We start from the raw sequence: 13,854 nt of genomic DNA on the forward strand, positions 1-13,854 counted from the left end.
CGGGCGGTGCCCGCTCCCGGCCGTGGCGCCGGGAGCGGGGGGGAAATCAGCGGCGGTAGGCCGGCGGGGTCGCGCTGCCGCGCAGGTAGCGGTCGCGCAGTTCGGTCTGGCGCGAGCGCATCGGTACCGCGCGTCCGCCCAGCCACATGCGCTCGGCATAGTGGCCCACGTCCAGCGGGTCGCCTTCCCACAGCACCAGGTCGGCCTGCTGGCCCACCGCGATGCTGCCGATGCGGTCGGCCACCCCGAACGCCTGCGCCGGCACCCGGGTCAGCCCGGCCAGCGCCGCGTCCCAGGGCAGGCCGTGGGCGACCGCGTTGCCGGCCAGCTGGCGGATCTTGCGGGCGTTGTGCGAGGCGTCGCCGTCCTGGCTGAAGGCCACCGGCACGCCGGCCGCGTGCAGGCGCGCGGCGTTCTCCAGGGTGGCGCCGATCTGGTCGAAGCTGGCCGGCAGGTTGGACAGCGCGTCGACGAACACCGGCACGCCGGCTTCGGCCAGCTGCGGTGCCAGGCGCCAGGCCTCGGCGCCGCCGGCGATGGCCACGCGCACCTGCTCGCGCCCGGCCCAGCGCAGCAGCTGGCGGATGTCGGCGGCACGGTCCACCCGCACCACGATGCGCCCGCTGCCGCCCAGGTAGCGCGCCAGTACCGCGCGCCCGGCCGGGGTCAGCAAGGCATGCGGCGAGTCGGCGGCGATGCGGCCGCGGGCCTCGGCCACCATCTGGTCGAGCAGCATCCATTGCGCGGCGCGCGAGCTGCCGGACAGTTCCGAGCCGGCCGCGCCCATGCGCACGAACAGCATGCGCGGGCCGATGGGGTCGGCGCTGCCGTCCAGGCGCAGTACGCCGCCCTGGCCGGCGATGAAGCCGCCGCCGCTGTTGGCGCCCAGCGCGGTGAAGCCGATGCCTTCCACGCGCGCCACCGGCACCAGCACCGAGTCGGGGTTGTAGGCCAGGGTGACGTCGAACTCGGGGCGTTGCGGCTGGTCTTCCAGCTTCACCGCGCTGTCCACGGTCGCGGCCTCGCCGGAGACCTCCTCCACGCCGATGTCGGTGATGCCGCCGAACAGCGCCGGGGTCAGCGGGCGGCCGCCGGCATCGATCACTTCGACCCCGGCCGGCGCGGCCAGCGCCGGGCCGATGGCGCGGATCACCCCGCCCTGCACCAGCACGTCGTTGGCGGTGAGCGTGCCGCGCGCGGTGGCGGTGTGCACGGTGGCGTTGCGGACCAGTACGTCCTGGGCGCAGGCGATGCCCGGCAGGGCCGCGGCCAGCAACGCCAGGCGGCGCAGGAACACGATGGACGCGCTCATGGCCGCACCTCCTGGCCGAGCATGAAATCACTCAGTGGCTGCTGCGCGCGGTTGCCGCGGTCATAGGCCTGGAAGCCATCGACGTAGACCTTCTCGGCCAGCGCGTAGGAACTGAAGGGATTGCCGTTCCATACCACCACGTCGGCCATCTTGCCCGCCTCCAGGGTGCCGGTGCGCTGTTCGATGCCCAGTGCGCGTGCCGCATTGGCGGTGAGCCAGCGGATGGCGTGTTCCGGCGCGATCTCGCCCATGCCGGCGCGGCGTGCGCTGGCGATGACCTTGGCCGCTTCCTGGTTCAGGCGCTGGATGCCTTCGGGGGAATCGGAATGGACGATGGCGCAGCTGTTGGCCGGGCGGTCGACCAGCGCGATGTTCTCCTGGATGCCGTCGAAGGCTTCCATCTTGAAGCCCCACCAGTCGGCCCACAGCGCGCCGCACACGCCTTCGGCGGCGAGCCGGTCGGCAAGTTTGTAGGCCTCCACGCCGTGGTGGAAGGCGGCGACCTTGAAGCCGAATTCCCTGGCGAGGTCGAGCATGGTCGCCATCTCATCGGCGCGGTAGCAGTGGATGTGCACGCGGATGTCGCCCTGGATGGCACCGGCGAGCGTGTCCAGCTTGAGGTCGCGCTTGCCGCCGCTGTCGCCGGAGCTGTCGCCGTTGTCGCCGCCGCCGAAGCGGCGCTTGCGCTTGACCGGCGCGGCGCTGTTCTTGGCGATGTACTCGCTGGCGTCGATGAAGGCCGCGCGGTAGCCGGCGACGTTGCCCATGCGCGTGGCCGGCGCGGTGCCCTTGCCGCCGTATACGCGCTTGGGGTTCTCGCCGCAGGCCATCTTCAGGCCCCACGGCGCGTCGGGGAATTTCATCGCCTGGTAGGTGGTGGCCGGCAGGTTCTTCAGCGTCACCCCGCGGCCGCCGACTAGGTTGGCCGAACCGGGCAGCACCTGCATCGCGGTCACGCCGCCGGCCAGTGCCGCGGCGAAGCCCGGATCCTGCGGCCACACCGAATGCTCGGCCCAGACGTTGGCGGTCACCGGCGCGGTCATCTCGTTGCCGTCGCCATGCGCCTGCACGCCCGGGCTGGGGTACACGCCCAGGTGCGAATGCACGTCGATGATGCCCGGCGTGACCCACTTGCCGCGGCCGTCCACGTGCACCGCGTCGGCCGGTGCCTGCAACGCGTTGCCGACCGCGACCACGCGGCCGTCGGCCAGCAGCACGTCGGCGTCGTCCAGGCGGCGCCCGGTGCCGTCGAGCACGGTGGCGTGGCTGATCAGCACCGGCGCGGCGGGCAGCGGGCGATAGGTGCTGGGGTAGGGGTCCTGCACGAAGCGCGAGGTGGCGTCGGCGGGCGCGGGATGCGCGCAGGCCAGCGCCAGGCCGAGCCCGGCCAGCAGTCGGTGTCGCATGGGTTCTCCATAGGCGGCGTGGAAGGTGCCCGCACGCTAGCCGTGGCCCCGGGATTTGCCAAGTGCATGGACTGGCGGGGTTGCAGGCGCGATCGGGCGCCGCGGCCGCGGTGGTATCCAGACAGGTGCCGGCCGCTTAAGCTGCACCGTCGCGGGCCGGCGTCGCCCCCGGGCGGCCGAACGATCAGGGACTGGAGTGATGGAAGCAGTACAGACAGTGGTGGATTTCTGGCGTTCGGCGGGGCCGCGGCGGTGGTTCGCGCGCGACGACGCCTTCGACGAGGAGTTCCGCCGGCGCTTCCTGGACCTGCACTACCTGGCCGCGCGCCGCGGCTGCGAGGAGTGGCTGCACAGCGCCGATGGCGCGCTGGCGCTGCAGATCCTGCTCGACCAGTTTCCGCGCAACTGCTTCCGCGGCACCGCCCATTCCTTCGCGACCGATGGACTGGCGCGGCACTACGCCATGCGCACCATCGAGGAAGGACTGGATCGCGAACTGACGCCGCAGCTGCGCGCCTTCATCTACCTGCCGTTCGAGCACTCGGAAGATCCGCAGGACCAGGAGCGCTCGGTGGCGATGTTCGAGGTGCTCGGCGACCTGGAGTACCTGCGTTTCGCCGAGCTGCACCGCGACATCATCCGCCGCTTCGGCCGGTTCCCGCACCGCAACGCCGTGCTGGGCCGGATTCCCACGCCGGAGGAGCTGCACTTCCTGGCCGAGGGCGGTTTCGCCGGCTGACGGCGGCGGGCCGGCGCGGCAACGTGCCGCCGTGTGCGCTTGGCGGCTGCCCAGATGAAGACACCGGCCTGGGGCCGGTGTCCTGTCCATGCGGTTGCGGTGCGGGCTGCCCGGTCAGTAGCGCGGCACGCTGTTGTCCACGTCCTGCGCCCAGGCATCGATGCCGCCGGTGACGTTGTAGACGCGGGTGAAGCCCAGCGCGCGGAACTGCTCGGCCGCCTGCGCGCTGCGTCCGCCGCGGTGGCACAGGAAGGCCAGCGCGGTGTCCTTGGGCAGCGCCTCGAGGCGGGCGCGGTTGTCGCCGTCGAAGGTCTCGAACGGGGCATTGATCGCGGCGATGGCGCGTTCGTCGGCCGGGCGCACGTCCACCACGGTCAGGGTGCCGGCACGCAGCTGGTCGTCGGCGCCGCGCACGTCCAGTTCCTGCACCGGCCGGGGCGCGTTGGGGTTGTCGATGGCCAGGCCCTGGCCGCGGATGTCGTCCACCCAGTCGATGGTGATGCCGTTGGCGCGACGCGCGCTGGCCGCGTCGAACTGCACGCGCAGGCCGTTGGATTCGGCGGCGATGGCGTTGGCGTCCAGCGGCGCCAGCTGGAAGTTCGGCTGGAAGCGCGCGTCGATGCTCAGCTGCAGCGCGGCGCCCGGGGCGTCGGCCAGCGCGCCCTTGAGCATTTCCACCGCAGCCGGGGTGATGGTGATCGAGGGCGGGGTGCGGTCCGGCGGCGCCACCCCGAGCAGCGTGCTGAGTTCGCCGCTGTTGGCCATCTGCAGGATGATGTCGCTGCCACCGACCAGTTCGCCGTCCACGTACAGCTGCGGGATGGTCGGCCAGTCGCCATAGGCCTTGATGCCCTCGCGGATTTCCCCGTCGGCCAGCACGTTGACGTGGGCGAAATCCACGCCGAGGTCCTGCAGCGCGCCGACGGCCTTGGCCGAGAAGCCGCACTGCGGCATGGACGGCTGGCCCTTCATGAACAGGACGACGCGGTTGGCGCCGAGGAGGGATTCGATGCGTTCGCGCACGGCGGGATCCAGGGACATCATGAACTCGTGAGGTTGGTCGAAGACAGGGCCGATTCTACGCCGCATGGCATCATGGGACATGACCGCCACGGGAACCCTGCATCGCACGCCGCGCCATCCCTGGCGCTGGGTCGGCTGGCTGCTGCTGTCGCAGGCGCTGGTGGCGCTGGCCTGGGGAGGGCTGGGCTGGGCGACCGGCCTGCCGCTGCTGCTGGCCAGCCATGCGCTGTTCGTGGTGCCGGTGTTCCTGCCCAACAGCCGCTTCTACGCGCCGGTACTGTCGTCGCTGCCCGGCCCGGCGGTATGGCTGACCATCGACGATGGCCCGTCCGACGACACCCTGGCGATCCTCGACCTGCTCGACCGCCACGACGCCCGCGCCACCTTTTTCATGGTCGGGCAGCGCGCGGCGGCGCGGCCGGAGCTGGTGCGCGAGGTGCTGCGCCGCGGCCATGGGCTGGGCAACCACAGCCATTCGCATCCGCAGGCCTGGTTCTGGCGCCTCGGGCCACGGCGGATGGCCGCCGAGATCGGCCGTTGCCAGCAGGTGTTGACGGAGATCGCCGGGACGCCGCCACACTGGTACCGCTCGGTGGTCGGCATGACCAACCCGTTCGTCGCCGCGGCGCTGCGCCGGCATGGCCTGGCGCGGGTCGGCTGGAGCGCGCGCGGCTTCGACGGCGTGCGCTGCCAGCCGGACACGGTGGTGGCGCGCATCGCCCGCGACCTGGTGCCGGGCGCGGTGGTACTGCTGCATGAAGGTGCGGCGCACGGCCACAATGTCGCCATCATGGAATCGGTGCTGCGGCAACTGCAGGCCCGCGGGCTGCAGGCGCGCCTGCCGCCGGAAACCGCTTAGACTCGCCGCCCGCCACGCCGGCGGCGCCTGGAACCACAGCATGCCCTTTTCCCGACTCGGCCTGTCTCCCTACGTACTGCCCGCGCTGGCGCGCGCGCTGCGGCAGGCCGGCTACGGCGCCCCCACGCCGATCCAGCAGCAGGCGGTGCCGGTGCTGCTGCAGGGCCGGGACGTGGTGGCGCTGGCCCCGACCGGTTCGGGCAAGACCGCCGCCTACGTGCTACCTGCGCTGCAGCGGTTCGCCATGGCCACGGCGCGCAGGCCGCGGGAGCTGCGGCAGCTGGTACTGGTGCCCACGCGCGAGCTGGCGCTGCAGGTGGCCGACGTGTTCGCCACGCTCGGCCGGGAGCTGCCGCGGCAACCGCGGGTGGTGTGCGCGGTGGGCGGGGTGTCGATCAATCCGCAGATGATGGCGCTGCGCGGTGGGGCCGACGTGGTGGTGGCCACGCCCGGGCGCCTGCTCGATCTGCTGGCGCACAACGCGTTGTCGCTGCGCCAGGTGCAGCTGCTGGTGCTGGACGAGGCCGACCGGCTGCTGGAGCTGGGCTTCGGCGACGAGGTGCGGCGGATCCTTGCCGGACTGCCCGCGCAGCGGCAGACGGCGTTGTTCTCGGCCACCTTCCCCGACCAGATCGAGGCATTGGCGGCGGCCGGCCTGCGCGCGCCCGCGCGCCTGCAGGTCGATGCGCAGGCGCCCGCGCAGATCGAGCAGCGCGCGCTGCGGGTCGATGGCGAGCGCCGCGTCGAACTGCTGCTGTCGCTGCTGGGCGATCCGCGCTGGCGGCAGGTGCTGGTGTTCGTCGCCAGCATCCGTGAGGGCGACCGCCTGGCCGGCGCGCTGCGCGGGCAGGGCATCGCCGCGCAGGCGCTGCATGGCGACCTGTCGCAGGGCCGCCGCGTGCGCACCCTGCAGGCGTTCAAGGAGGGCCAGCTGCAGGTGCTGGTGGCGACCGACGTGGCCGCGCGCGGCATCGACATCGCCGGCCTGCCGGTTGTGGTGAACCATGCGTTGCCGCGTTCGCCGGCCGACTACCTGCACCGCATCGGCCGCACCGGCCGTGCCGGCAGCCCCGGACTGGCGGTGAGCCTGGTCGAGGCCGCGGCGCTGGCGCACTGGCGGTTGATCTGCAGGCGCCATGGCCTGCGCCTGGAGCCGGAGGTGGTGCCGGGTTTCGAGCCGACCGGGGCGGTGCCGGCCGCAGCGCCGGCAGGCGATGGCAACGGCGGCATCAAGGGGCGCCGGCCGAGCCGGAAGGACCGGCTGCGCGCCGCGGCGGCGGGCACGCCGGCCGGTTGAACCGCGGCCGGCGCCGGGCATGGCCCGGCACCGGAAGGCGCGCTCAATCCTCGAAGTCGCTTTCCGCCGGTACGTCGGCGGCCGCGGCCGGGCGCGGCGTGCGCTTGCCGGGCTTGCGCAGTACTTCCACGTAGAACTGGCGGTTGCCGGCGGCCACCAGCGCATCCACCGCGCGGATCAACTCGGGGAACGGCACGGCCTGCGCGCTGGCCTCGTCGACCCCGGCCTTGCTGTCGAAATCCCAGAAGTCGGCGCCGGCCGGCAGGGCCTTGCCGCGCTCGCGCTTGATGTACTTGCGGATGTCGTGCTTGCTGGCTTCCAGCAGGCGGTCGGGATGCTTGCCTTCGATATCGAGGCGGTAGGTTCTTCTCACGGGACTCTCGTCAGGGTGCCGGCCCGGGACGGGCGGCGCAATGCCACGATTATCCGCGCAAACGGCGCCGCCGTGGTTCAGGCGCGGTGAGCGACCAGCAGCCAGTTGTTGAATGGCGTGTTGCCGTACAGCGGGGCGAGGCTGACCCGCAGGCCGGCCTGCTCGAGCAGCGCGCGCAGGCTGGCGGCACCGGGGTAGTGGCGCGGGCGGAACTGCATCCAGCCGATCCAGTTGGCGGCGCGGTCGCCGATGCGCGAGATGCGGCCGCGGCGGCTGTCGTCGGCCAGGGCCATGCGCAGCACCAGCCGGCCATCGCCCTCGAGCATGGCCGCCGCGCGCCGCAGCAGCGCCGATTGCGCCTCGGCCGGCAGGTACTGGAGGACATCGAGGATGGCCACGCTGCCGCGGTGCTCGGGCAGGGTGGTGGCCAGGTCCATCACCTCGAAATGGCTGGCGGCCAGGCCGGCGCGGTGGGCGACGCCATCGGCGCGGCGGATCTTGGCGGCATCGTTGTCCACTCCGCGGTAGGGCTGCCGTTGGCCGTCGTGGCGCAGCGCATGCGCCAGCAGGCCCAGCCCGCAGCCCATGTCCAGCAGCGGCGCCTGGCTGCCGCGCAGCGCCTCGAGCACGCCGGGATAGAGCGGATCGCTGCGCAGCTTGGACAGCACGTAGCAGTAGTCCCAGCGGTTGCCCAGCGGATGGCGCGGGGCGAACGCGCGGGCGATGGCCCGGGCATCGTGGGCCGCCATGGCCGCGGTCCCGGACGGCCTGCTCACGCGGCGGTCGGGTCGGTCAGCAGGTCCGCCGCCACCGGCAGCGCCTGTTCCATCCACAGCCGGTACATCGCCGCGGAAGGGTGCAGGCCGTCGTCCACCAGCATCGCCGCTTCGGCGCCGTGCGCGCGGCTGGCCGGGGTGATGTCGACGAAGGCCACGCCATAGTCGCCGCAGCAGGCGCGGGCGGCGGCATTGAAGTCGTCTATCTCGCGCGCGACGACGGCGGCGTCGCGGCCATGCGCGGCCGCGTACGGGGTCACCCCCCAGTCGGGAATGGACAGCACCAGCACCCGCCGTGGATCCTCGGCGGCCAGCGCGAGCGCCCGCTGCAGCAGTTGTTCGAACTGCTGGCGGTACTCGGCGAGCGGCCGCCCGCGGTACTGGTTGTTGACGCCGATCAGCAGGCTCGCCAGCGCGTACGGCCCGCGTGGCGCGGCCGCGTCGATGGCGGCGGCCAGTTCGTCGGTGGTCCAGCCGGTGGTGGCGATGACCTGCGGGTCGGCCAGCGCGATGCCGCGCGCGCGCAGCGCCGCGGCCAGCTGGAACGGCCAGGTGCCGTCGGCGGGCACGCCTTCGCCGATGGTGTAGGAATCGCCCAGCGCCAGGTAGCGCGCGCTGCTGGCCATGGCCGGTTCGCTGCTGCCCATCGGCGCGCCTCAGGCCACCGCGCTGCGCGTTTTCAGCGGCACCACCTTGGTGATCCGCTCGGCGCGGCGCGCCAGCACCCGGTCGATGCGGCCGAACACTTCGCGCATGACCCCGGCCTCGGGCAGCAGGGTCACCCGGAAGTGGTGGCGGTAGGGCACGTTGAAGCTCGAGCCGGGCACCACCAGCACGCCTTCCTCGTTCATCAGTTCCAGCGCGAACTCGTGGTCGTCGAACCCCTGCGCGGCCGGGCCCACCACGGCCGGGAAGGCGTACAGCGCACCGGCCGGCGCCACCAGCTGCAGGTGCTCGCTGGCGGCGCAGGCCTCGATCACCGCACGCCGGGTTTCGTACAGGCGGCCACCGGGCGCGCACAGCGCGGAAATGGTGTCCGGGCCGTTGACCGCGGCCTCGATGGCGTACTGGCCGGGCACGTTGGCGCACAGCCGCAGCGCGCTGAGCAGGTCCAGCGCGGCACGGAACTCGACCAGCCGCGCGGCGTCGCCGGACAGCAGCATCCAGCCCACGCGCCAGCCGCAGGCGCGGTGCACCTTGCTCAGGCCGCTGAAGGTCAGGCACGGGTGATCCCCGGCCAGCGGCGCGACCGGCTGGAACTGTGCGCCGTCATAGAGGATCTGGTCGTAGATCTCGTCCACCAGCAGCAGCAGGTTGTGCCTGCGGGCCACGGCGACGATCTTCTCCAGCAGCTCGCGCGGGTAGCTGGCGCCGCTGGGATTGTTCGGGTTGATCAGCACGATGGCGCGGGTCCGCGAGGACACCAGCGTCTCGATCTCCACCGGGTCGGGCTGGAAGCCGTTCTCCGGCCGGCAGCGGTAATACACCGGGCGGCCGTCGTTGAGGATGGTGGCCGCCGACCACAGCGGGTAATCGGGCGAGGGCACCAGCACCTCGTCGCCGGGGTTGAGCAGCGCGCGTAGCGACAGGTCGATCAGTTCGGACACGCCATTGCCGAGGAACACGCGGTCGGCATGGGCATCGGGCGCGCCGCGCCGCGCATATGCCGCGGCAATGGCCTCGCGCGCCACCGGCAGCCCCTGCTGGTGGGTATAGGGGTCGGTGCGGCCCATGTCGTCGGCGATGGCGCGCTGCAGGTGCTCGGGCGCGCGGAAGCCGAAGTTGCCCGGGTTGCCGATGTTGAGCTTGATCAGCTTGCGGCCCTGGGCCTCCAGCTCGCGGGCTCGCCGGGCCAGTTCGCCACGGATCTCGTAGCGCACTTCGGACAGGCGTTCGCGGGTGGGCAGCGGCTTGGCAGGGCTTGACATGCGTGGGGCCATCATGGGCGGGAAACCGCATGGTAGCGGAATTGCTGCGATGCGGGGCGATGGTTCCGGGCGGAACCGAAATCCACTGGCGGGGCCGGCCGGCGGCACGCTGCCGCTTAGAATTGGCCGATGACCGACACCATCGATTTCGGCGCGCTGCGCCCCATCGGCTGGCCCTGGCCGGGCCCGCCCGAAGCCCCGGCATGGCAGGCCGCCTTCGCCGCACATCCGCTGGCGCGCCCGGCGCGGGTGATCGAGCAGCACCGTTCCGGCTACGTGGTGGCCGATGCGCCCGACGCCGCGCTCAAGGCCGAGTCGCTGCCGGAGTGGCAGCGGCCGCGCTTCCCCAGCCACGAGCGCGCGGCGGTCGGCGACTGGGTGCTGCTGGAGGAGGCGCGCATCGTCGCGCTGCTGCCGCGGCGGACCTCGATCAAGCGCGGCGCGGCCGGCGAGCACTACCACCAGCAGGTGATCGCCGCCAACATCGATACGGTGTTCATCGTCTGCGGGCTGGACGCGGACTTCAATCCGCGCCGGATCGAGCGCTACCTGATGCTGGCCGGCAGCGGTGGCGCGGCGCCGGTGGTGGTGCTGACCAAGGCCGACCAGACCGAGTACGGCGCCGACGCGCTGGCGGTGCTGGAAGACCTGGCCGCGCAGGACATCCCGCTGCTGGCGATCAACGGCAAGGACCCGGCCAGCGTTGCCGCGCTGGCGCCGTGGCTGGGGCCGGGCCGCACCGTGGTGCTGGTCGGCTCCTCCGGCGCCGGCAAGTCCACGCTCACCAACACGCTGCTGGGCGAGGACCGGATGAAGACCGGCGCCGTGCGCGACAGCGATTCGCGCGGCCGCCACACCACCACCCACCGCGCCCTGCTGCCGCTGCCCGGCGGCGCCTGCCTGATCGATACGCCGGGCATGCGTGAGCTCAAGCCCACCGGCGAGGAAACCCTGGCCGAGGGCGGCTTCGCCGACATCGAGGCGCTGACCACGCAGTGCCGCTTCCGCGACTGTTCGCACCAGCACGAGCCCGGCTGTGCGGTGCGCGAGGCGATCGAACGCGGCGAGATCGACGAAAGCCGGCTGCTCAACTACCTCAAGCTGCGCGAGGAAGTTGCCGCGGCCGCAGCCAAGCTGGCCCAGCGCCAGGCCGAGCAGGCCACCGAACGCAGGAGCAGCGGCCGCGGCGCGCAGTGGCGGCCGGCGGGGAAGCCGAAGCGGCGGTGATCGGGCGCGTGACGGCGCGGCCGCAGCGGGTTGCTATGGTGTCCGCATGAGCCTGTCCAGCGCCGCTTCCGATCCGGCCATCGCCCACCACGCCGCGCTCGATGCGCGGCTGGTCGCGGCGGTACGTGGCATCCGCCTGCTGACCCTGGCCAGCTGGCCGGCGTCGACGCGGGCGCCGTTCCTGGACAGCGTGGCCCGCGGTGCGCCGCAGCTGCCGCAGGTGGCCTACCCGCGGCACGATTTCAGCGCGGCGCGGCGCGAACTGGCGGTGATCGCCACCGCCGCCGACCCGGCGCACCCGCTGGGCCGCTACCTGCGTGATTCGGTCGCCAGCTGGGACCTGGCCGCGCGCCTGCTGGAAGCGCTGGGCACGCGCGAGGTGGATGCGCTGTCGGCGCAGTTGTTCGGTACGCCGGAACAGCCCATGCCCGGCCACGGCCCGACGGTGCGCGAGGCGGCGCGGCACTTCATCCAGATCGCCAACGAACTGGACCACGAGCTGCTGGCGCCCGAGGAACAGGTGCCGGTGTCGGCCACCGCGCTGCAACTGCAGCTGCAGAACGACCTGGACGGCTTCTTCGAGTCGCGCGTGATCAACGTGGTGCTGGACCCGGACCTGATCGCCAAGGCGGCCGCCGGCGCCACCCAGATCCGCCTGCGCAGCGGCGCCTGTTTCAGCGTCTACGACCGCGCGCAGCTGTTCCACCACGAAGCGCTGGTGCATTCGCTGACCGCACTCAACGGACGCCGGCAGGCGCTGTTGCCGAGCCTGGCGCTGTCGTCGCCGCGCGTCACCGCCACCCAGGAGGGGCTGGCGACGTTCGCCGAGCAGATCACCGGCAGCATCGACATCCAGCGGCTCAAGCGCATCAGCCTGCGCATCGAGGCGATCGCGATGGCGCGCGGTGGAGCCGATTTCATCGAGGTGTTCCGCTATTTCCGCGATGCCGGGCAGGCCGCGGAGGAGAGTTTCGCCTCGGCCCAGCGGGTGTTCCGCGGGGTGCCGGTGAGCGGCGGCGGCGCCTTCACCAAGGACACCGTGTACCTGCGCGGGCTGGTGTCGGTGCACACCTTCTTCCGGCAGATGCTGCGCGACGAGAAGCTGCGTTACTGCCACTGGCTGTTCGCCGGCAAGATGACGCTGGGCGACGCGCAGGCGCTGGCGCCGTTGTTCGAGAGCGGGGTGCTGGCGCCGCCGCGCTGGTTGCCGCCCTGGCTGCAGCGCGCCAACCGGCTGGCCGGCACCCTGGCGTTCTCGCTGTTCGCCAACCGCATCCGCATGGACCGCATCGGCGAGTAGCGCGAGCGCGCAGGTATTGGTTGCCAATGCAACGGCCTGGCCCTCGCATTGGTTGCGTGAACCACAGCCGCAGGCTATGGACCGGGGCTGCGCACGGGCATGGCGCGGTGCTCGCCGGTGCCATCGTGCGAGCGTCGGTGGTCATCGCCAAGCCGCGGATTCGACAGGTGTTTTTGCCGGGAACGGCGCGCGCCCGGGCGGCCGGCAAGCAGGCCTGCGGCAGCGCCTGCGGGCGTGGGCGCAGGCCATCGACGGCGGCTGCGGACGGCGTTGACGCTGCGGGTCGCCACGCGCCAAGGTGAAGACGCGACGGGCGGTACGGCGGGGAGGCCGGACCGGGGGAACCGGCGCAGACGCAGGGAGGCGGAAGGCAGGCATGCCGGGGTTCCGGTCCGCCGGCCCGCTGGCCCGCCATCGGTGGCATCCCATCATTTCCTGCCTTCTTCGTCCGGGGGACGCATGCGCAACCGTTTTTTGCCTGCGGTCGATCGCCATGGTGTGGCGACCGGCACTGCTGCTGATGCTGGCGCTGCCGTTGCTGGCAAGCGCGGCCGACGCCGCCGACCGCCAGGCCGCGATCGACCGCCTGATGCAGCCGTATGACGGCGACGTTCCCGGTGCCTCGCTGCTGGTGCTCAAGGACGGCAGGGCGCTGGTCCGGCGCGGTTACGGGCGCGCCGACCTGGAGCGCGGCATCGCCGCCGGCACCGACACCAACTACCGGCTGGCCTCGGTGAGCAAGCAGTTCACCGCCGCGGCGATCCTGCTGCTGGCGCAGGACGGCGCGCTGTCCATCGACGACCCGGTCAAGCGCTGGCTGCCTTCGCTGCCGGCCGTGGCCGACGCCATCAGCCTGCGCCAGTTGCTGGCGCACACCTCCGGCGTACTCGATTACGAGGACCTGATGGGGACGTCCTGGCAGGGGCAGATCCGCGACGCGGGCGTGCTGGCGCTGCTGGAGCGCGAGAACCGGCTGTACTTCCCGCCCGGCACCACCTACCGCTACAGCAACAGCGGCTATGCGCTGCTGGCGCTGGTGGTCGAGCGCGCCTCGGGGATGGACTTCCCCGCGTTCCTGCACGCCCGCATCTTCGCCCCGCTGGGCATGCGCGACAGCCTGGCCTACGTCGCCGGCGGCCGCGACGTGCCGCATCGCGCCTGGGGCTACAGCCAGGCCGCGCAGGGCTGGGAGCGCACCGACCAGAACATCTACAGCGCCGTGCTTGGCGATGGCGGCATCTATTCGAGCATCGACGACCTGGCGCGCTGGGATGCGGCCTGGTACGACGGCCGCCTGTTCGATGACGCCACGCGCGCGCTGGCGCTCGGCCGCCAGGTCCCGGTGGACACCGCGCCGGAAGCGACCTGGTACGGCTTCGGCTGGCGTATCGCCGAGGGCCGGCAATGGCACAACGGCGAGAGCATCGGGTTCCGCAACACCCTGGTGCGCTGGCCGCAGCAGCACCTCACCGTGGTGCTGCTGAGCAACCGCAACGACCCGACGCCGTATGCGACCGCGCAGGCGATCGGCGCACTGTTCCTCGACGAGATTCCACCGGCGCGGCCCTGACCGCGCTGCCCGCTCCGCCGCTGTACCTGCTGGGTTGTCCGTCC

At 72.5% G+C, this 13,854-nt stretch carries 13 protein-coding genes; 6 read left to right on the forward strand and 7 right to left on the reverse strand.

The annotated features are described in order from the left end of the window. Window positions 1–46 precede the first annotated feature (46 nt). Together F0P95_RS07010 and F0P95_RS07015 are read right to left on the reverse strand one after the other, a co-directional pair. Window positions 47–1,312: an amidohydrolase family protein gene (locus tag F0P95_RS07010; protein ID WP_182336263.1), complete on the reverse strand. Its 1,266-nt coding sequence runs from the start codon at window positions 1,310–1,312 to the stop codon at window positions 47–49. Beyond that, window positions 1,309–2,718 (reverse strand): amidohydrolase, encoded by a 1,410-nt coding sequence (locus F0P95_RS07015; protein ID WP_182336264.1) that lies wholly within the window; start codon window positions 2,716–2,718, stop codon window positions 1,309–1,311. Before F0P95_RS07015 ends, F0P95_RS07010 begins: the two co-directional genes overlap by 4 nt. 199 nt (window positions 2,719–2,917) lie before the next feature. On the opposite strand from F0P95_RS07015, the gene F0P95_RS07020 reads away from it, so the two are divergent. Next, window positions 2,918–3,457 (forward strand): DUF924 family protein, encoded by a 540-nt coding sequence (locus tag F0P95_RS07020; RefSeq protein WP_056931999.1) that lies wholly within the window; start codon window positions 2,918–2,920, stop codon window positions 3,455–3,457. A gap of 114 nt (window positions 3,458–3,571) precedes the next feature. Here the strand turns inward: F0P95_RS07020 and grxD are convergent, their stop codons facing one another. Continuing rightward, window positions 3,572–4,498 carry a Grx4 family monothiol glutaredoxin gene (grxD, locus tag F0P95_RS07025; protein WP_182336265.1) on the reverse strand — a complete coding sequence of 309 codons (927 nt, stop codon included), beginning with the start codon at window positions 4,496–4,498 and terminating at the stop codon, window positions 3,572–3,574. Between the two features lie 46 nt (window positions 4,499–4,544). On the opposite strand from grxD, the gene F0P95_RS07030 reads away from it, so the two are divergent. Then, window positions 4,545–5,339 carry a polysaccharide deacetylase family protein gene (locus F0P95_RS07030; RefSeq protein WP_182336266.1) on the forward strand — a complete coding sequence of 265 codons (795 nt, stop codon included), beginning with the start codon at window positions 4,545–4,547 and terminating at the stop codon, window positions 5,337–5,339. 40 nt (window positions 5,340–5,379) lie between these two features. Beyond that, window positions 5,380–6,636: a DEAD/DEAH box helicase gene (locus F0P95_RS07035; protein WP_182336267.1), complete on the forward strand. Its 1,257-nt coding sequence runs from the start codon at window positions 5,380–5,382 to the stop codon at window positions 6,634–6,636. A 43-nt stretch (window positions 6,637–6,679) separates the two neighbouring features. Here F0P95_RS07035 and F0P95_RS07040 read toward each other — a convergent pair whose 3' ends face one another. The 4 genes from F0P95_RS07040 to F0P95_RS07055 all read right to left on the reverse strand — a co-directional run bounded on the left by F0P95_RS07040 (window position 6,680) and on the right by F0P95_RS07055 (window position 9,713). Next, entirely contained in the window at window positions 6,680–7,009 is a 330-nt protein-coding gene (locus F0P95_RS07040) for a DUF6172 family protein (protein ID WP_054663074.1), read from the reverse strand. A 77-nt stretch (window positions 7,010–7,086) separates the two neighbouring features. After that, a complete protein-coding gene (locus F0P95_RS07045; RefSeq protein ID WP_182336268.1) occupies window positions 7,087–7,758 on the reverse strand; it encodes a class I SAM-dependent methyltransferase in 672 nt (223 codons plus the stop codon). Between the two features lie 23 nt (window positions 7,759–7,781). Continuing rightward, window positions 7,782–8,432, reverse strand: coding sequence for an SGNH/GDSL hydrolase family protein (locus F0P95_RS07050; RefSeq protein WP_425515918.1), 651 nt, complete (start codon window positions 8,430–8,432; stop codon window positions 7,782–7,784). A gap of 9 nt (window positions 8,433–8,441) precedes the next feature. Then, window positions 8,442–9,713, reverse strand: coding sequence for a pyridoxal phosphate-dependent aminotransferase (locus tag F0P95_RS07055; RefSeq protein WP_182336269.1), 1,272 nt, complete (start codon window positions 9,711–9,713; stop codon window positions 8,442–8,444). Window positions 9,714–9,842: 129 nt separating this feature from the next. Here F0P95_RS07055 and rsgA point away from each other — a divergent pair, with 129 nt between their 5' ends. The 3 genes from rsgA to F0P95_RS07070 all read left to right on the forward strand — a co-directional run bounded on the left by rsgA (window position 9,843) and on the right by F0P95_RS07070 (window position 13,810). Beyond that, a complete protein-coding gene (rsgA, locus tag F0P95_RS07060) occupies window positions 9,843–10,940 on the forward strand; it encodes a ribosome small subunit-dependent GTPase A (RefSeq protein WP_182336270.1) in 1,098 nt (365 codons plus the stop codon). A gap of 46 nt (window positions 10,941–10,986) precedes the next feature. After that, on the forward strand, window positions 10,987–12,240 hold the full coding sequence (locus F0P95_RS07065) for a flavohemoglobin expression-modulating QEGLA motif protein (protein WP_182336271.1): 1,254 nt from the start codon (window positions 10,987–10,989) through the stop codon (window positions 12,238–12,240). Between the two features lie 493 nt (window positions 12,241–12,733). Further along, window positions 12,734–13,810: a serine hydrolase domain-containing protein gene (locus F0P95_RS07070; RefSeq protein ID WP_232528892.1), complete on the forward strand. Its 1,077-nt coding sequence runs from the start codon at window positions 12,734–12,736 to the stop codon at window positions 13,808–13,810. Window positions 13,811–13,854 lie beyond the last annotated feature (44 nt).

The sequence above is a fragment of the Stenotrophomonas acidaminiphila genome (assembly GCF_014109845.1).
Classification (GTDB): domain Bacteria; phylum Pseudomonadota; class Gammaproteobacteria; order Xanthomonadales; family Xanthomonadaceae; genus Stenotrophomonas; species Stenotrophomonas acidaminiphila.